This is a genomic window from Pseudomonas sp. Leaf127, assembly GCF_001423155.1.
GTDB lineage: Bacteria > Pseudomonadota > Gammaproteobacteria > Pseudomonadales > Pseudomonadaceae > Aquipseudomonas > Aquipseudomonas ovata.
Genome location: NZ_LMOA01000001.1, coordinates 786219 through 803355 on the forward strand (window position 1 = coordinate 786219; position 17137 = coordinate 803355).

Below are 17137 nucleotides of genomic sequence, written 5' to 3' on the forward strand. Positions count from 1 at the left end.
GTCGCGCAACGTTCGATAATGATCCATCCTGCAGTGCGCACGTTGTGGCATGACCGCAGCAATTACAGGAAAGGGCGCCTCAGGCAAGCCTCGAAACACAAGGCTGTCCACGGCACGACACCATGTTACGGCGTTGATTCTTTCGGCTTTGTCGCTGATGGCTCTGTGATGTCGTTTACCGTTGCCTGGGAGTCGCTGACAGAGCATGTCGGTTCAGCCATGGGGCAGATGATCAACAGGTCGATGCAGTGCCTCTGACTGCGCGCAAGAGTGCTTGAAACGTGAAGGACGCACATGGCCCCGTTTCCGGGCGTGGTGCGCGGCCTTGAGAACAACGTCAACGATGCCCGACCTTTGTCGGTGCAGGACTCTACCGGGGAAGTAATGATGAATATGCGCAAACTCCTGGGGGCGGGTGCCGCTCTGGTGCTGGCTGCCGGCTCCACGCTGGCCAGTGCCGAAACCAAGACCGTGAGCATCGGTTATGTCGAAGGCTGGTCCGACAGCGTCGCCACGACTTTTGTCGCCGCCGAAGTGCTCAAGCAGAAGATGGGCTATGACGTCAAACTGCAATCGGTTGCCGCCGGGATCATGTGGCAGGCGGTAGCCACCGATAAACTGGACATGATCCTGTCGGCCTGGCTGCCGGGCACTCATGGCGAGTACATGACCAAGTACAAGGACCAGGTGGTCGACTACGGTCCCAACTTCAAGGATGCCAAGATCGGCCTGATCGTCCCCGAGTACGTCAAGGCCATCAGCATTGCCGACCTCAAGACCGATGAGTCCTTCAAGAACAAGATCACCGGGATCGATGCCGGTGCCGGCGTGATGCTCAAGACCGACCAGGCCATCAAGGACTACGGCCTGGACAGCTACAAACTGCAGGCCAGTTCCGGAGCCGGCATGATTGCCGAGCTGACCCGTGCTGAAAAACGCAATGAATCCATTGCCGTGACCGGCTGGGTGCCGCACTGGATGTTCGCCAAATGGAAACTGCGTTTCCTGGAAGACCCTAAAGGCGTGTATGGCGCCGCCGAAACCGTCAACAGCGTCGGCAGCCTGAGCCTGGAAAAGAAAGCGCCTGATGTGGTCGCCTTCCTGAAAAAATTCCAGTGGCAATCCAAGGACGAGATCGGTGCCGTGATGCTGGCCATTCAGGACGGTGCCAAGCCCGAAGCTGCAGCCAAGGACTGGGTCGCCAAGAACCCTGAGCGTGTTGCCGCCTGGACCGCCAAGTAAGACTTCCCCCTCTTCAAGCGGCCTGCGGGCCGCCCTGCAAAAACCATCTGGCGCTGGCGCCCGGTGGTTTTTTGCGTTTCAGGGGCAGGCCATTTCGGCCAGGCTCGCGTAATTAATGTCGTTCTAATACTAAGGTCGTCTGGAGTCGGGCCCGCAGCGGACTAAAGTAAAGTTGTGTCATATCTTCCGTGCTGCGAGGACAAAAACAATGAACGACAGCATCTATCAAACGATACAGAACAACCCGCGTTTCAAGGAGCTGGTTGCCAAGCGAGAACGCTTCGCCTGGATTCTCTCGGCGATCATGCTCGGAATCTACGCCTGCTTCATTCTTCTGATTGCTTATGGACCGCATATCCTGGGCGCCAAGCTCAGTCCTGCATCGACCATCACCTGGGGCATGCCGATCGGGGTCGGCCTGATCATCACCGCCTTTATCCTGACCGGTGTCTACGTGCGCCGCGCCAATGGCGAGTTCGACGACCTGAACAACGCCGTGCTCAAGGAGATCCAGCAATGATCCGTCGTCTCCTGGCAGGTCTTGGTCTTGCAGCGTTTGCGCCCGCCTTGCTGGCGGCCGATGCCCTCACCGGTGCCGTGCAGAAGCAACCGCTGAACGTTCCGGCGATCGTCATGTTCGTGGCGTTCGTTCTGTTCACTCTCTACATCACCTATTGGGCGTCGAAGAAAAACAAATCGGCGTCCGACTACTATGCGGCAGGCGGCAAGATCACCGGTTTCCAGAACGGTCTGGCCATCGCCGGTGACTACATGTCCGCGGCGTCCTTCCTGGGTATTTCCGCGCTGGTGTACACCTCTGGCTACGATGGCCTGATCTACTCGATCGGCTTCCTGGTCGGCTGGCCGATCATTCTGTTCCTGATCGCCGAGCGCCTGCGCAACCTGGGCAAATACACCTTTGCCGACGTCGCCTCCTACCGCCTCAAGCAGATGGAAATCCGTACCCTGTCCGCCTGCGGTTCGCTGGTGGTGGTGGCGTTCTACCTGATTGCGCAGATGGTCGGTGCCGGCAAGCTGATCCAGCTGCTGTTCGGCCTGGACTACACCGTGGCGGTGATCCTGGTCGGTATCCTGATGTGCCTGTACGTCCTGTTTGGCGGCATGCTGGCCACCACCTGGGTACAGATCATCAAGGCAGTGATGCTGCTGTCCGGTGCCTCGTTCATGGCGCTGATGGTCATGAAGCACGTCAACTTCGACTTCAACCAGCTGTTTGCCCAAGCCGTTGCCGTGCACCCCAAGGGTGAGGCGATCATGAGCCCTGGCGGTCTGGTGAAAGATCCGATCTCGGCGTTCTCGCTGGGCCTGGCGCTGATGTTCGGTACCGCCGGCCTGCCACACATCCTGATGCGCTTCTTCACCGTGAGCGATGCCAAGGAAGCCCGCAAGTCGGTGTTCTACGCCACCGGTTTCATCGGTTACTTCTACATCCTGACCTTCATCATCGGCTTTGGCGCCATTCTGCTGGTCAGCACCAACCCTGCGTTCAAGGATGCCGCCGGTGCCCTGATCGGTGGCAACAACATGGCGGCGGTGCACCTGGCGAACGCGGTGGGCGGCAGTCTGTTCCTGGGCTTCATTTCGGCAGTGGCATTCGCCACGATCCTGGCGGTGGTGGCGGGCCTGACCCTGGCCGGTGCTTCGGCGGTGTCGCATGACCTGTATGCCAGCGTGATCAAGAAAGGCAAGGCCAACGAGAAAGACGAAATCCGTGTGTCGAAGATGACCACCATGGCCCTGGCCGTCGTGGCGATCATTCTGGGTATCGCCTTCGAGAGCCAGAACATCGCGTTCATGGTCGGCCTGGCGTTCTCGATCGCGGCCAGTTGCAATTTCCCTGTGCTGTTGCTCTCGATGTACTGGAAAAACCTGACCACCCGTGGCGCCATGATCGGCGGCTGGATGGGCCTGATCAGTGCGGTGGTGTTGATGGTGCTCGGTCCGACCATCTGGGTGCAGATCCTGCACAACCCCAAACCGATCTTCCCGTACGAATACCCGGCGCTGTTCTCGATCATCATCGCCTTTGTCGGTATCTGGTTCTTCTCGATCACCGACAAGTCCAAGGCTGCCGCTGACGAGCGTGCGCTGTTCGTTCCACAATTTGTCCGCTCACAAACCGGCCTGGGCGCCAGCGGTGCCGTCTCGCACTGAGGGTTGAACCTGGCATGACGAAAAAAGCAGCCCGAGGGCTGCTTTTTTTCGTTTGGGTGGGCGTTCGCGTCAGGCGCGAATGGGCCTCACTTCTTCCCTGGATTCATATCCTGCCCAGCAGTACCAGGACCAGCAGAATGATCAGGATGGTACCGACCACACCCGATGGACCATAACCCCAGCTGCGCGAGTGGGGAAATACAGGCAGACCGCCAACCAGCAGCAAGATCAAGACGATGATAAGAATTGTACTGATGCCCATGACGAGTTCCTTCTTTCAATGGTGGAGGCAAGGATCGCCTTCAATACCTGAGCCGATAGGCATCAAGTTTGCAGGCTTCTTGAATACTCCGACCCTGGGCATTTCCGAAAGGTTCTAAGGGTCATGAATATTTTTTTACAATTTTTTAAATTACTGTTTTTAAAAGGTTTTTTGAATTATTGGCCTGTTAGGTACTCTTCGGGGCTTTTTAATAAGCCAACGAAATATTGAACTTGTAGGGTACTCAGGTATCTGCGTTGGCTTACTGGTTTTCGCCGACAAGGATACCCCCCGCATGTTGATCAGCCTGGCCGCCGACCTGGTGGTTGTCTTTCATTTGTTATTTATCCTGTTCGTACTGTTCGGGGCCTTGCTGGTGGCCTGGAAACCCTGGCTGGCAATCGTGCATCTGCCGGCAGCCGCATGGGGCATGGCCGTGGAGTTCCTGCACTTGTACTGCCCGCTCACACCGTTGGAAAACAGCCTGCGCAAGCAAGCCGGCGAGCAGGGCTATGCAGGCGGTTTCGTCGAGCACTACCTCATTGCGCTGATCTATCCTGCTGGTCTGACAATGTCCATCCAGCTCTGGTTAGGGGCTGTCGTCCTGGTGATCAATGTGCTGGCCTACGCATGGGTGCTCACGCGTTTACGGCGTCGGTAGGACGTTTCCTTCAGTCAGATCCGTCTGGTTTGCAGGACATGACTGATTTTTCCTTGCCGCATTGAAGCACTGTGCCATGCGCGGCACTCTGCCTGCTTACTTGATAACAAGAGAGCAGCCCTATGCTGGTATTGACGCGGGAAGTGGGTGAGACGTTTTCAATCGGCGATGAAATCACCGTGCAGATTCTCGGCGTAAGTGGCAATCAGGTGCGCTTTGGCTTCGAAGCGCCCAAGCACATCAAGATTCATCGCGCCGAAGTGTTCCGGCGCATTGCCAACACCTTGTCGCAGCCGCAGGAACGGCCGCAGTCGCCAGCGGCCTGAGGCGTGTCAGTCGAACATTTCCCGTGGCACTTCGTGACGGGCCATCAGTTGGCACTGCTGGCTGTCCATATCGAAGAAAATCACCGCCTGGCCTTTGGTCAAGGCATGCCGCACTCGCAGCACGCGGGTTTCCAGGGGCGTTTCGTCACCGTTGTCGGTGCCGTCGCGGGTCACGAAGTCCTCGATCAGGCGGGTCAGGGTTTCAGGTTCGAGTTGGTCGTAGGGAATCAGCATGGAGGGCTCTCACGGCAGGGCCGGGGATGATAGTGCAGCGCGCATCGGCATGCACCTGCCTTGCACCGCCCGGCTCGCGCCGGGCGGTGCAATGATTCGGTGACCGCTGTTTTACTCCTCGCGGCCCTGGCCGATCAGGCTGTCCACCGGGGGTACACGGGTTTCCGGTTCCATTTGCGTTTCATGTTCCAGTTGATGGCTGAAACTTTCGAGCGAGGCCTTGCCTGGCTGCGCATCGCTGGCAAATACCGGCGGGCTGAGCATGTAGGCACTGAGCAACTTGCTCAGGGCGGCCAGGCTGTCGATATGCGTACGCTCGTAACCGTGGGTCGCGTCGCAGCCGAACGCCAGCAGGGCGGTACGAATATCGTGCCCGGAGGTGACGGCCGAATGGGCATCGCTGAAGTAGTAGCGGAATATGTCGCGGCGCACCGGCAATTCATTATCGACCCCAAGACGCAGCAGATGCCGCGATAGATGGTAGTCGTAGGGCCCCCCGGAATCCTGCATGGCCACACTGACCGCGTGCTCGCTGGAATGCTGGCCGGGCGCGACCGGGGCGATGTCAATGCCGACGAACTCACTGACGTCCCACGGCAAGGCACCGGCGGCGCCCGTACCGGTTTCTTCGGTGATGGTAAACAGCGGGTGGCAGTCGATCACAGGCTGCGCGCCACTGTCGACGATGGCCTTGAGGGCGGCCAGCAAGGCCGCTACACCGGCCTTGTCATCCAGGTGACGAGCGCTGATATGGCCGCTCTCGGTGAACTCCGGCAGCGGGTCGAAGGCGACAAAGTCACCAATGCCCACGCCCAGCGATTCACAGTCGGCCCGTGTTGCGCTGTAGGCGTCGAGGCGCAGTTCGACGTGGTCCCAACTGACCGGCATCTGATCGACGGCGGTATTGAACGCATGCCCGGAGGCCATCAATGGCAGCACACTGCCACGGATCACGCCGGTGTCGGTGAACACGCTGACCCGGCTGCCTTCGGCAAAGCGACTTGACCAGCAGCCAACGGGCGCCAGTGACAAGCGACCGTTGTCCTTCACCTCGCGCACGCTCGCGCCAATGGTGTCCAGGTGCGCCGAGACCGCACGGTCCGGGCTGTTCTTGCGGCCTTTGAGCGTGGCGCGAATCGTGCCGCGTCGCGTCAGCTCAAAAGGGATGTCCATTTCCTCCAGGCGCTCGGCGACATAGCGCACGATGGTGTCGGTGAAACCGGTCGGGCTGGGGATGGCGAGCATTTCCAGCAGGACTTTCTGCAGATAATTCAGATCCGGATCAGGGATATTTGCATCAGGCATGGTGGAGGCTCCTTCGGCGCAGCGGCAAGCTTGAAGCTACAAGCTGCAAGCGATTCAGGCTACTTGCGGCTTGCAGCGTGTCGCTTGAGGCTGCAGTCAGTTATGGACGGGCAGGCTATGGGGAAACAGTAGATCAACAAAGCGTTCAGCGGTGGGTTGCGGTTCATGATTGGCCAGGCCTACCCGTTCGTTGGCCTCGATGAACACATAGTCAGGCTGATCGGCGGCCGGCACCATCAGGTCCAGACCAACCACCGGGATGTCGAGCGCACGTGCAGCGCGCACGGCGGCATCGACCAGCACCGGATGCAGAATGGCAGTGACATCCTCAAGACAACCGCCGGTGTGCAGATTGGCTGTACGGCGCACGGCCAGGCGCTGGTCCATGGGCAGGACACTGTCGTAGTCGAACCCGGCCTCACGCACCGTGCGTTCGGTTTCTTCATCCATCGGAATACGACTTTCGCCCCCGGTGGCCGCCGCACGACGACGGCTCTGGGCTTCGATCAACTGCTTGATGGTGTGTCGACCGTCGCCCAGAATCTCTGCCGGGCGACGAATGGCAGCGGCCACCACTTCAAAGCCGATGACCACGATGCGCAGATCCAGGCCTTCATGAAAGCTTTCCAGGATCACCCGGGTGTCGAACTGGCGGGCCCGTTCGATGGCCTGTTGCACATCTTCGATCGTACTCAGGTTCACGGCCACGCCCTGGCCCTGTTCGCCGTCCAGTGGCTTGACCACCACACGGCTGTGTTCTTCCAGAAACGCCAGGTTGTCATCGGCATTGCCCGCGCGCTGCTGGGCCGGCAGGTTCAAGCCCGCCGCCTTCAGCGCACGGTGGGTCAGGCTCTTGTCCTGACACAGCGTCATGCTGACTGCACTGGTCAGGTCGCTCAGCGATTCGCGGCAACGCACACGGCGTCCACCGTAGCTGAGCGTGAACAGGCCGGCATCGGCATCGTCGACCTGCACATCAATGCCGCGGCGGTGAGCCTCTTCGACAATTATGCGCGCATAGGGGTTGAAGTCGGCCTGAGGGCCGGGGCCCAGGAACAACGGCTCGTTGATGCCGTTCTTGCGCTTGATGGCGAACGTCGGCAGTGTGCGGAAGTCCAGCTTGGCATACAGCGCCTTGGCCTGCTGGTTGTCATGCAGCACCGACAAATCCAGATAACTCAGGCCACGACTCATGAAGTGCTCGATCAGATGCCGTACCAGCACCTCGCCCACACCGGGGCGGGTGCAATTGGGGTCGACTGCCAGGCACCACAGGCTGCTGCCTTTTTCCGGGTCGTGAAACGCCTTCAGGTGGTTCAGGCCCATCACGCTGCCAATCACCGCGCCGGTGGTCTCGTCCTCGGCCAGCCAGTACACCGGGCCACCTTCGTGGCGCGGCGTCAGCAGGGCCGGGTCGATGGGCAACATGCCGCGGGCGATGTACAGATTATTGATAGCCTGCCAGTCAGCCTCGTTCTGCGCACGGCGGATACGAAAGCCACGGAACACCCGCTGCGCCGGACGATAATCGCTGAACCACAGGCGTAACGTGTCGGACGGATCAAGAAACAGCTGTTGCGGTGCCTGGGCCAGGACCTGCTGCGGAGCGGCCACGTACAAGGCAATGTCGCGTTCGCCGGGCTTTTCGTTCAGCAATTCCTGGGCCAGCGCCGCCGGCTCCGGGTAGGTGTGGCCGACCAGCAGTCGCCCCCAGCCGCAGTGCAGGGCCAGTGGCCCGCCTTCGGGCTGGTTGCCGTCTTCGGCAAACTGCGCCTGCAAGCGTTCATAGGAGGGCGACTGGCGTCGCAGCAGGCGCTGGCTGTAAGTGGATTTCATCACTCAGAGTCCTTGTTCGCTCAGCCACAGGTTCAGGGCCGCCAGTTGCCACAGCTTGGAGCCGCGCAGAGGTGTGAGCTGGTCCTTGGGGTTGGTCAGCAAGGTGTCGACGATCGACGGATTGAACAGCCCGCGATCCTGGCTGGGGTCAAGCAGCAGCTCGCGTACCCAGTTCAAGGTATTGCCTTCCAGGTGCTTGAGGCCCGGCACCGGGAAATAACCCTTCTTGCGGTCGATCACCTCGGCCGGAATCACCAGGCGTGCCGCTTCCTTGAGTACATGCTTGCCGCCATTGGGCAGCTTGAATTTCGCAGGCACGCGGGCCGACAGTTCGACCAGGCGATAATCCAGGAACGGCGTACGTGCTTCCAGGCCCCAGGCCATGGTCATGTTGTCGACCCGCTTGACCGGGTCATCGACCAGCATCACCGTGCTGTCCAGGCGCAGCGCCTTGTCCACGGCGGCATCGGCACCCGGCTGGGCAAAGTGATCGCGAACGAAGTCACCGGCGGCATCATGGTCGAGCAGCCATTTCGGTTGCACGGTGGCGGCATATTCTTCGTAGCTGCGATCAACGAACGCGGCGCGGTAGGCCGCCACCGGGTCGCTGGCACCATCCACTTGCGGATACCAGTGGTAGCCGGCAAACAGCTCGTCGGCGCCCTGGCCGCTTTGCACCACCTTGCAGTGCTTGGCCACTTCACGCGACAACAGATAGAAGGCAATGCAGTCATGGCTGACCATCGGCTCGCTCATGGCCCGGAAGGCCGCTGGCAACTGCTCGATGATCTCGCTTTCCTGGATGCGCAACTGATGGTGACGGGTGCCGTAGTGCTTGGCGATCAGGTCCGAATACTGGAACTCGTCGCCACGCTCGCCACCGGCATCTTCAAAGCCAATGGAGAAGGTCGACAGGTTCTCGGCACCCACCTCACGCAACAGGCCCACAAGCATGCTGGAATCGACACCGCCCGACAGCAGCACCCCGACATCCACCGCGGCACGCTGACGAATCGCAACGGCCTCGCGGGTGCTGTCCAGTACACGACCGCGCCAGTCTTCGAAACTCAGGTTGCGCTCGTCTTCATGCGGACCATAAGGCAGCGTCCACCACACCTGTTGCTCGCTCTTGCCGTCGGCATCAATCATCAGCCAGCTGGCCGGCGGCAGTTTTTCAACGCCTGCCAGCAGCGTGCGCGGGGCGGGCACCACGGCATGGAAGTTCAGGTAATGGTTGAGCGCAACCGGGTCGAGCATGCCGCTGATGTCGCCGCCCTTGAGCAGCGCCGGCAGGCTGGAAGCGAAGCGCAGGCGCTTGTCGGTTTTCGACAGGTACAGCGGCTTGACGCCCAGGCGGTCGCGGGCAATGAACAGGCGCTTGCTGTCACGCTCCCAGATGGCAAAGGCAAACATGCCATTGAGCCTGGGCAGCAAGTCCTTGCCCCAGGCGTGGTAGCCCTTGAGCAAGACTTCGGTGTCGCCACCGGAATGGAACGCATAGCCCAGGCTTTCCAGCTCGGCACGCAGTTCGGGGAAGTTGTAGATCGCGCCATTGAAGGCCAGCGACAGACCGAGATGATTGTCGATCATCGGCTGCGCCGAGCCGTCGGACAGATCCATGATCTTCAGACGGCGATGACCAAGGGCAATCGGCCCCTGGCTGTGAAAGCCCCATGCGTCCGGGCCACGAGGCGCCAGTTCATGGGTGATTCGTTCAACAGCGGCAAGATCCGCTGGTTGATGGTCAAAACGCAACTCGCCTGCTAATCCGCACATAAGTCCTTACCGGGTTTCCGTTGGGGAGGTGACCGTCCTGAATGCGGCCACTCAGGAACTGACCCAATGAAGAAGAAGGAGTTTTAGATCAACTGGTTATAAGCAGGATTGGCCAAGTGTTTTTTGCTGATCGAGAGACCCTCTGGGCAGCGTTCGTCATCGGGTTTCGACGAGCTTGACGGTCATTTTTCGCCCGGACAGCTTCAGGTCGATGCAGGCACAGCAGACCCTGGCATAACTGCCAGTTTCCTGGCAGCGCTCTTCAGTTGCATGCTTGTCAATCAGGCCAGAGAACCAGGGAGCGGGTCATGGAAAGCGCGGTGACATGGACGTCATCAGGACGGATTTCTTCAGAGCGGGCGCTGAGCGCCGGTGAAAAACTGCACATCAAGGTCATCGACAGCCAGACTGAAGCCGTGATCGAGACGGTCGAGTTCGAGCCGTCGGCCACCGACCTGGGGCTGTATCGCTGGCCCCATGCCCTGGCCCGACACATCAACGCCACGGCCGCGCACCTGCGCGCGGGCACCCAGAGCGCCGACGGCAGTTTCACGCCTCAGTTCAGCACCTACCTGAACACTCTCTGGACCCGGAGCACCACCTCCAGCGTGGTGCTGTCCACCGCCTGCAACCTGGCGGGCTGGGCCGACCTGGGTGAAATCCGCTCGATCGGCTCGCTGCCGACGGGGACTTCCATCGCGTGCCGACTGTCGAGCGCCAACAGTGAGGTGACCTATCAGGAGCTGACCTGGAGCATGCCCGACAGCCAGGGCGGGCGTTATGCCTGGCCTGTGCACCTGAGCCACTTCATCAATGCCCGGGCAGGCCTGCTGCGGTCCGGGGAGAAAAACCAGGACACCAAGACCATCACGCCGATCGGCAGCAGCTACCGTAACCGCCTGTGGGCGCCTGTCGGCCTGACGTTAAGGGTGCAGCGGGAAGTCGTCATGTCCGAAAGCACCCGGGCGTGCGCTGCGCAGATCTATGACACCCTGGGCGCACGCCTGGCCGGCAACGTACCAGCCCCCGAAGTGATCGATGGCTGGCTGCAAGGCTTCGCAGAGGGGCGCTATCAGGATCTTGTCTATCCGCCCAACGACAAGCCGGTCAGTGATACGACTGTGTTGGCCACGCATCTGGAGCGGACCCAGCGCATCGCCGCCTACCTGTTCAAACAAGCGGTGCCGTCGCCTGCCCGCTACCTGAACAGTGCTGCCCAAGCGCTGGATTTCTATGCGACGCAGGATTATCAGACCAGCAACTGGTGGGAACGACAGATCGGCCTGGCAAGGCGGGCGTGTGCCACAGGGTTGCTACTGGCCAGGCATCTGCAGCCGCACGCGTTGATGAATGTCTTCGTGCCGCACGCGATGAAGAACACCAGCACGTTCAATCATGTCCAGAGCGGTGCCAACCTGGCCGACTTTGCCAGTGTCCAGATCAGCTGGAGCCTGTGCGCCTGGAAGAACGGTGCAGGTGACCCGTACTTGCTCTACCTTCGCGCCGCCGCCGATGCCTTGTCCGGCTTGTGCCTGCCGGTGGCGCGTGACGGGGCGGAGCACGGTAATGGCATCAGTGTCGATCATTCCATCAGTCAGCACAATGTGCTCCGTCAGGAGCGTTACTTGAGCCAGCTGTACGCTGGCAGTTACGGGGTGGTTCTGCTGTCACGGATCTTCGAGAACGTGACCCTGCTCAACGGCGCGTTTGCCTTGGCCGAGGCGTCCTTGAAGGCGTTGATCGACGTGCTGGTGCAAGGCATTGGCTGGATGGGCTACGCCCGTCACCTGGATTTTCAGGTGTGTGGCCGGGCGATCAGTCGTGGCGTCAACCTCAGCCCCGGTTACAGCGCCTGGGTCCAGGCACTGTTGCCTCACGCCGATGAGCCCGGCAGGCGGGCACTGGAAGAGTTGACCCGGCGCGCCAGCGGCGACGAATCAGCCAATCGCCATTACCTTGGCGCACGGCTGTATTGGGTCAATGATTACCTGGCCTATCTGGGGACAGGGTTCTGCTGCTGGGCCAAGGCGGTCTCTACCCGCACGGTCGGTTGCGAGAGCGGCAACGGAGAAAACCTCAAGGGGTATTACATGGGCGCCGGCACCTGCTTTTTGAGCCGTGATGGCCTGGAGTACGAAGGCATCCAGCCAGTCTGGGACTGGCAGCGCCTGCCCGGGGTCACTGCCGAGCAAGTGCCCGGCTTCGACTTTCCGCTGATCAACTGGGGGCAGAATGCCTGGGGCAGCCATGACGTTGCTGGCGGTGCATGCGATGGCGACAACGCGGTGCTGTCCATGGAACTGTCCAGGGGCAACGTTACCCATGCGCTCAAGACGGTGATCGCACTCGATAACCGGATTTACTGCATTGGCTCACGCATCAACCGTGCGCCGCAATCGCATCCGGTGATCACCAGCGTCAATCAGTGCAAGGCGCGTGGGGAGGTCCAGTACTGGGATTACCAGGGCAACAGATCCGTGTTGCTGGAGGGTGAATCAATCACCTCGTCAAATATCCATCAAGTGTTGCACGACGGCTTGCTGTACATCTTCGGCGTGCGATGGATGCCACCCAGCATTACCTTGCAGGTAGAAAAGCGCAGTGGCGCCTGGTCGCAGATCAACACCAGTGGCTCTCCGGCGCTCGTTGAGCACAAGGTGTTTTCACTCTGGATCAATCATCCGGAGTACGAGGATGCCAGCTACCTGTATGAAGTCCGGCCCGCTGATGGCTTTGACTGGACGCAGATGTCCCGGTCAGTCAAAGGACCCGATATCGACGTGCATGTGATCGCCCTGGACAATCGGGTGCTGGGCACTTTCTTCAAGCCCCAGCGGCCTGATCCGGGAGGCGTTGGCGGGCGGATATTTTTCCCTGAGCAGCCTTGTTCTTACATTTACGCGCCGGGAGACACGCATTTTCGCCTGACCTGCTCGGACCCCGGCCAGACCCTCGAAACGCTGTCGTTCGTCCTGGCGGTGGATGAGCAGGGCCTGCCGGTTCGCCGCCTGGAAGTGCCACTGCCGCAGGGCGATGAAAAAGGCCGTTCGGTAACCGGTACCTACCCTCTGGCCTGAGCAGGACTGCCAGGCTCAGTAACCGGTCATTTCCAGGTAGCCGACGCCCTGTTGGCTACCACTGACGGTTACCGGGCCTTCCCAGTACGGCACGTCCAGGTCCATCCACGCCTTGGGATTGAGCGCCTCGGTGGTGATTGCCAGGTGCTTGCCAGGGATCTCGATCGACCAGCGCGTGGGCACGGCCTTGCCAGCGACCTCGGTCGTCTGCAGGGGCTCAAGCCGGATGTCGCTGGCCGCCAGGGGCTGCGACTGGCCTTCGGGGCCGATCCAGGTGCCGATCAGGTAGTGTGCGCCGTTGTCATGGCGAATGCGGTAGAGCATCAGCCGGGTGCCGTCACGCAAGTGCAGGGAAAACCAGTCCCAGCCGCGTTGATCGGCGGTCAGGGGCTGGCTGCTCCACTCGCGGTCCAGCCAGGCCTGGCCTGTGACGGAATGGTCCTGGCCATTGATCCGCAGTTGGCCCTGCACGGTAAAGAACGGCTGGCTGTAGTAATACGAAGCCTGGCCCTGCTCGGATTTGCGGCTGTAGCCCTGGTCGCCCTGGAGCACCAGCGGCCGGTCGGTGCTCAGGTGCAGGTCGTAGTCGAAGGCCGGGCCGCTGGCCTGCAGGCGCACCTGGGTCATGGGGTCGGCATGGCTGTCGGCCGGTAGCGTGCTGCTCAGCGACCAGTTGTCGATCCAGGCGCTCAAGGGCGTCAGGGTCACCCCGGCCTGGCCAATGCCGCCGCGCCCCAGGCGCTGGGTGGCGTAATGTCGGGTGGCCGAGGTCACGGCGGCATGGCCCATCCACAGGTTCGGGTCGTCCCAGCCCTGCCTGGCCGGACCGGGTTGCCCGGCACTGCGAAACAGGGTCCATTGCACGCCAAAGGGCTGGCCGCTGGCGTCCTGCAGGTTGGCGGTGATGTACCACCACTCGATCCGAAAACCCGGGTGCGGCGCGTGGTCCTGGGGGAAAACAAACCGGCGTCCGGGGGTGACTTCGGTAAAGTCGCCGGTCTGCGCGCCCAGCCCGGCAAAGCCTTGCGAGGCTGGCGCAGAGTCGTCGCAGCCACTGAGCAACCAGGCGCCGAGCAGGAGGGCCAACCACTCAATTTTCACGGTCGAAGCACCTCAGCAGGTCACTCGGTTGACTGCGATACAGGCGCCACAGCGGCCAGGCCGAGGCCAGCAGGGTGGCGAGCAGCGCCAGGGCGGTCAGGTTCAGCCATTGCCCTGGATACAGGTGTGAAGGCAGGCGCCAGCCAAAGGCCTGCACCTGGATCACGGCATTCAGGCACCAGGCCAGCAGCACGCCCAGCGGCAAGGCAGCCAGCAGGGTCAGGCTTGCCAGCAGCCAGGTCTGGCCGAGATTCAGAGCCATCAGTTGCCGGCGGGTAACCCCCAGCGCCCAGAGCGGCGCCAGTTGTCCCAGGCGGTCCTGGCTCTGGGTCAGCAGGCTGATGAACAGGGCGATACCGGCCACTCCCAGGGTCAGGCTGTTGAGTGCGGCCGTGGCGGCGAACGTGCGTTCAAACACACGGCTGGACCATGACTTGAGCTGCTGCTGATCGATGATGCGGCTGTCGTCCAGGGCAAAGTGCGTCTGCAACTGCGCGGTCAGGGCCTGGATGTCGGCAGGGGCCAGGCGCAGGTTGAAGCGGCCTGGCGCCAGGGCCGGCCAGTGCTGCAACAGGTGCCGGGCATCGACCAGCAGGTGCCCGCGGGCGTTGCCGTAGTCGGCGTAAAGACCGACGATGCGTGGCGTCCAGCGGCCCTGAGGCACCGGGATGTCGAGTGTATCGTCCACGTCCAGGTCCAGGCGCCGTGCCAGTTGTTCGCTGATCATCACCGTGTCGTCCTGTGCCAGGCGCTGCCAGGCATCGCCGGCGCTGGCGGCCAGCAGGGGCCAGTGATCGCGATAGTGCCGGTGCTCGACCACGCCGTGCAGGTCGGCCGGCCAGCCCTTAAGGCGCAGGCTGACCTGCCAGTCGGGCAATACGGCGCTGACCGCTGGCTGCTGTGCCAGCCAGGTGTAGAGGTCCTGGGCCTGCTCGGCATTACTGGCGGTGACATACAGTTCGGCGCTCAGGCGCTGGTCGAGCCAGTCACCGAACGTCTGGCGAAAACCCGAGGTCATGCCACCCGCACCGATGCTGGCGGCCAGTGCCAGCAGCAACGCCATCAAGGCCAGGCTCAAGGCCGGCAGCTGTTGCCGACAGTCGGCCACAAACCATTGGCCCAGCACCGACCGCGTATGCTGCAAGGCCGTACCCAGCACCGCATCGAGCAACACCGGCAGGCCCAGCGCGGCGCTGAGCAGAATGGCCGCCACCATGATGAAACCGCTGAGCAGGCTGTTGCCGGTCCAGGCCAGCAGCGCCACGACCAAGGCTGCGGCGGCCACCCAAGCCTGACGGCGCAGCCAGCGCTCGTGGGCCTGACGCCAGACCTGGGCTCGCGCCAGGGCCAGCAATGGCAGACGCGCGGCGCGCAACACGCTGCTGGCCCCGGCCAGCAAAGCGCCCAGCAAGGCCACGCCCAGGCTGGTCAACCACCATGACAACCCCAGGTTCAGTTGCCCGGCCACCGGTGCGCCATACAGGCCACGCAGGCTGGCGGCCAGGTCCGGCAGCAGCCAGCCGGCCAGCAGATAGCCGCTGATCACGCCGGCCAGCCCGGCCAGCAGGGCCATACCCGTCAGCTCAACAACCAGCGCACCGATCAGCAGGCGCGCACTGACACCGCTGGCGCGCAGGTTGCGCAACAGGCCACGGCGCTGTTCCAGCGCCAGGCCGATGGCGGCGTGCACAATGAACAGGCCGACCACGAAGGCCAGGGCGCCCAGGGCATCCAGATTGAGATGAAAGCTCTTGGTCAACCGGTCCAGGTCGTCGGCCGCATCACCATGTTGCAGCACCAGAAGGTCGGCCAGCGCGTCCGGCAACGTCGGCTGGGTCGCCGCGAAATCCGCGCTCAGCAACAGGCGGCTGACTTGCCCTGGCATCGCCAGCACGCGCTGGGCCTGGCCGATATCGGTCAGCAGCACGCCAGGCGCCATATCTGGCAGGCCGCGTAGCGGGGGCAGTGCCTGGCCGCTGTCCGTCACCGGTTGCTGACCTTCCTGCAAGCCCAGTGCCTGCAAGGTGTCGCGGGCGATCCAGGTCACGCCAGGGGGATGTAAGAAGTCGAGTAGCTGCCCGAGGTCCTGGCGCTGGCCGGCCAGTTCCAGGTCGCGAGGGAGGGTCAAAGGCTCGATGCCAAGCAGTTGCAGGCGTTCGCCATTAAGGGTAATGCGCCCTTGCAACTGCGGTGACACCGGCCAGCCCGCTCTGCGCAGATCGACAAACACCTGCTGCGGAAAGGGTGCTGCCGAGGGGCTGCTCAACCAGCTTTGCGGTTGCGTTCCGAGCAATTGGCTGGCGCGCTGGTAGCTGTCGCGGGCCTGGCTGTTGAGGGCTTGTACTCCGGTGAGCAGGCCGGTGGCCAGCCACAGGCCGGTCAGCACGCTGAACAGTTGCACCGGGTGGCGACGCCAATGACTGAGCAAGGCGCGTAGCGTCCAATAGAGCACGGCCATTCAGCGGGGCCCGGCGCTGACCAGCCGCCCCTTGTGTAATACCACCCTATGCATCAGGTGGGCGGCAATGCGCGGACTGTGCGTCACCATCAAGAGGCTGGTGGGGCTGTCGGCGACCAGCTCCAGCAGCAGCTTGAGGACTTCATCGCTGGTGGCTTCGTCAAGGTTGCCGGTGGGTTCGTCGGCCAGCAGCAGGGCCGGGCGCGAAGCCAGGGCGCGGCCGATGGCCACGCGCTGTTGCTGGCCACCGGACAGTTGTTCGGGGTAACGGCTCAGCAGATCGCCCAGCCCCAGGCGCTCGACCAGTTGGGCCTGCCAGGCCTGGTCATGGCGCCCGGCCAGGCGCGCCTGAAAGGCCAGGTTGTCGGCGACCTTGAGGCTGCCGATCAGGTTGAACTGCTGGAACACCAGGCCGATGCCGGTGCGTCGCCAGTGCGCCAGGCCAGCTTCAGTGAGGCCGTCCAGGCGCTGGCCGTCGATTTCGATGTGTCCGCCGTCGGCACGGTCCAGCCCGGCGACCAGATGCAGCAGGGTACTTTTGCCACTGCCGGACTCACCCATCAGGGCCAGGGTTTCCCCTTGCGCCAGTTGCAGGCTGACGCCGTCGAGCACCTGCAACGGGCCCTGGGCGGTGGGGTAGTGCTTGAGCAGATCGACAACCTGCAACATGGCGGATGACTCGGG

Annotated in this window: 14 protein-coding genes; 6 read left to right on the forward strand and 8 right to left on the reverse strand. The window is 62.1% G+C overall.

Going from position 1 to position 17137, the window contains the following annotated elements:
* The first annotated feature begins 387 nt into the window (after nt 1–387).
* From ASF84_RS03565 to ASF84_RS03575, 3 genes are all read left to right on the forward strand, one after another.
* Nucleotides 388–1242: a glycine betaine ABC transporter substrate-binding protein gene (locus ASF84_RS03565; protein WP_056835374.1), complete on the forward strand. Its 855-nt coding sequence runs from the start codon at nt 388–390 to the stop codon at nt 1240–1242.
* A 208-nt stretch (nt 1243–1450) separates the two neighbouring features.
* Complete coding sequence (locus ASF84_RS03570) at nt 1451–1762, forward strand: DUF485 domain-containing protein (RefSeq protein ID WP_056835245.1); 312 nt, start codon at nt 1451–1453, stop codon at nt 1760–1762.
* A complete protein-coding gene (locus ASF84_RS03575; RefSeq protein WP_056835247.1) occupies nt 1759–3417 on the forward strand; it encodes a cation acetate symporter in 1659 nt (552 codons plus the stop codon). Before ASF84_RS03570 ends, ASF84_RS03575 begins: the two co-directional genes overlap by 4 nt.
* Nucleotides 3418–3520: 103 nt before the next feature.
* Here ASF84_RS03575 and ASF84_RS28290 read toward each other — a convergent pair whose 3' ends face one another.
* Complete coding sequence (locus ASF84_RS28290) at nt 3521–3679, reverse strand: DUF3309 family protein (protein ID WP_082481286.1); 159 nt, start codon at nt 3677–3679, stop codon at nt 3521–3523.
* Nucleotides 3680–3974: 295 nt separating this feature from the next.
* On the opposite strand from ASF84_RS28290, the gene ASF84_RS03580 reads away from it, so the two are divergent.
* Together ASF84_RS03580 and csrA are read left to right on the forward strand one after the other, a co-directional pair.
* A complete protein-coding gene (locus ASF84_RS03580) occupies nt 3975–4340 on the forward strand; it encodes a DUF2784 domain-containing protein (RefSeq protein WP_056835249.1) in 366 nt (121 codons plus the stop codon).
* A 122-nt stretch (nt 4341–4462) separates the two neighbouring features.
* On the forward strand, nt 4463–4666 hold the full coding sequence (gene csrA, locus ASF84_RS03585) for a carbon storage regulator CsrA (protein ID WP_056835250.1): 204 nt from the start codon (nt 4463–4465) through the stop codon (nt 4664–4666).
* 6 nt (nt 4667–4672) lie between these two features.
* Here the strand turns inward: csrA and ASF84_RS03590 are convergent, their stop codons facing one another.
* The 4 genes from ASF84_RS03590 to ASF84_RS03605 form a co-directional block, all read right to left on the reverse strand.
* On the reverse strand, nt 4673–4900 hold the full coding sequence (locus ASF84_RS03590; RefSeq protein WP_056835252.1) for a YheU family protein: 228 nt from the start codon (nt 4898–4900) through the stop codon (nt 4673–4675).
* A gap of 111 nt (nt 4901–5011) precedes the next feature.
* Nucleotides 5012–6205, reverse strand: coding sequence for an osmoprotectant NAGGN system M42 family peptidase (locus ASF84_RS03595; protein ID WP_056835254.1), 1194 nt, complete (start codon nt 6203–6205; stop codon nt 5012–5014).
* A 96-nt stretch (nt 6206–6301) separates the two neighbouring features.
* The gene (gene ngg / locus ASF84_RS03600) at nt 6302–8041 is read right to left on the reverse strand and encodes an N-acetylglutaminylglutamine synthetase (protein ID WP_056835256.1); all 1740 of its coding nucleotides are present in this window, start codon (nt 8039–8041) and stop codon (nt 6302–6304) included.
* 3 nt (nt 8042–8044) lie between these two features.
* Complete coding sequence (locus ASF84_RS03605) at nt 8045–9817, reverse strand: N-acetylglutaminylglutamine amidotransferase (RefSeq protein WP_056835258.1); 1773 nt, start codon at nt 9815–9817, stop codon at nt 8045–8047.
* 308 nt (nt 9818–10125) lie between these two features.
* On the opposite strand from ASF84_RS03605, the gene ASF84_RS03610 reads away from it, so the two are divergent.
* Nucleotides 10126–12894, forward strand: coding sequence for a polysaccharide lyase family 8 super-sandwich domain-containing protein (locus ASF84_RS03610; RefSeq protein WP_162241240.1), 2769 nt, complete (start codon nt 10126–10128; stop codon nt 12892–12894).
* 15 nt (nt 12895–12909) lie between these two features.
* On the opposite strand, the gene ASF84_RS03615 is transcribed toward ASF84_RS03610, so the two are convergent.
* The 3 genes from ASF84_RS03615 to ASF84_RS03625 are packed head-to-tail and all read right to left on the reverse strand — an operon-like array spanning nt 12910 to nt 17122.
* Nucleotides 12910–13995 carry a lipocalin-like domain-containing protein gene (locus ASF84_RS03615; RefSeq protein ID WP_056835260.1) on the reverse strand — a complete coding sequence of 362 codons (1086 nt, stop codon included), beginning with the start codon at nt 13993–13995 and terminating at the stop codon, nt 12910–12912.
* Nucleotides 13985–16453 (reverse strand): ABC transporter permease, encoded by a 2469-nt coding sequence (locus tag ASF84_RS03620; protein WP_056835263.1) that lies wholly within the window; start codon nt 16451–16453, stop codon nt 13985–13987. The genes ASF84_RS03615 and ASF84_RS03620 overlap by 11 nt, the downstream gene beginning before the upstream one ends.
* Nucleotides 16454–17122, reverse strand: a complete 669-nt coding sequence (locus ASF84_RS03625; RefSeq protein WP_056835265.1) for an ABC transporter ATP-binding protein — start codon at nt 17120–17122, stop codon at nt 16454–16456. It lies immediately after the preceding gene.
* Nucleotides 17123–17137: the final 15 nt, after the last annotated feature.

Coding starts and splice junctions, on each gene's coding strand:
- ASF84_RS03565 (WP_056835374.1), top strand. CDS start 388: ATGAATATGCGCAAACTCCTGGGGGCGGGTGCCGCTCTGGTGCTGGCT.
- ASF84_RS03570 (WP_056835245.1), top strand. CDS start 1,451: ATGAACGACAGCATCTATCAAACGATACAGAACAACCCGCGTTTCAAG.
- ASF84_RS03575 (WP_056835247.1), top strand. CDS start 1,759: ATGATCCGTCGTCTCCTGGCAGGTCTTGGTCTTGCAGCGTTTGCGCCC.
- ASF84_RS28290 (WP_082481286.1), bottom strand. CDS start 3,679: ATGGGCATCAGTACAATTCTTATCATCGTCTTGATCTTGCTGCTGGTT.
- ASF84_RS03580 (WP_056835249.1), top strand. CDS start 3,975: ATGTTGATCAGCCTGGCCGCCGACCTGGTGGTTGTCTTTCATTTGTTA.
- csrA (WP_056835250.1), top strand. CDS start 4,463: ATGCTGGTATTGACGCGGGAAGTGGGTGAGACGTTTTCAATCGGCGAT.
- ASF84_RS03590 (WP_056835252.1), bottom strand. CDS start 4,900: ATGCTGATTCCCTACGACCAACTCGAACCTGAAACCCTGACCCGCCTG.
- ASF84_RS03595 (WP_056835254.1), bottom strand. CDS start 6,205: ATGCCTGATGCAAATATCCCTGATCCGGATCTGAATTATCTGCAGAAA.
- ngg (WP_056835256.1), bottom strand. CDS start 8,041: ATGAAATCCACTTACAGCCAGCGCCTGCTGCGACGCCAGTCGCCCTCC.
- ASF84_RS03605 (WP_056835258.1), bottom strand. CDS start 9,817: ATGTGCGGATTAGCAGGCGAGTTGCGTTTTGACCATCAACCAGCGGAT.
- ASF84_RS03610 (WP_162241240.1), top strand. CDS start 10,126: ATGGAAAGCGCGGTGACATGGACGTCATCAGGACGGATTTCTTCAGAG.
- ASF84_RS03620 (WP_056835263.1), bottom strand. CDS start 16,453: ATGGCCGTGCTCTATTGGACGCTACGCGCCTTGCTCAGTCATTGGCGT.
- ASF84_RS03625 (WP_056835265.1), bottom strand. CDS start 17,122: ATGTTGCAGGTTGTCGATCTGCTCAAGCACTACCCCACCGCCCAGGGC.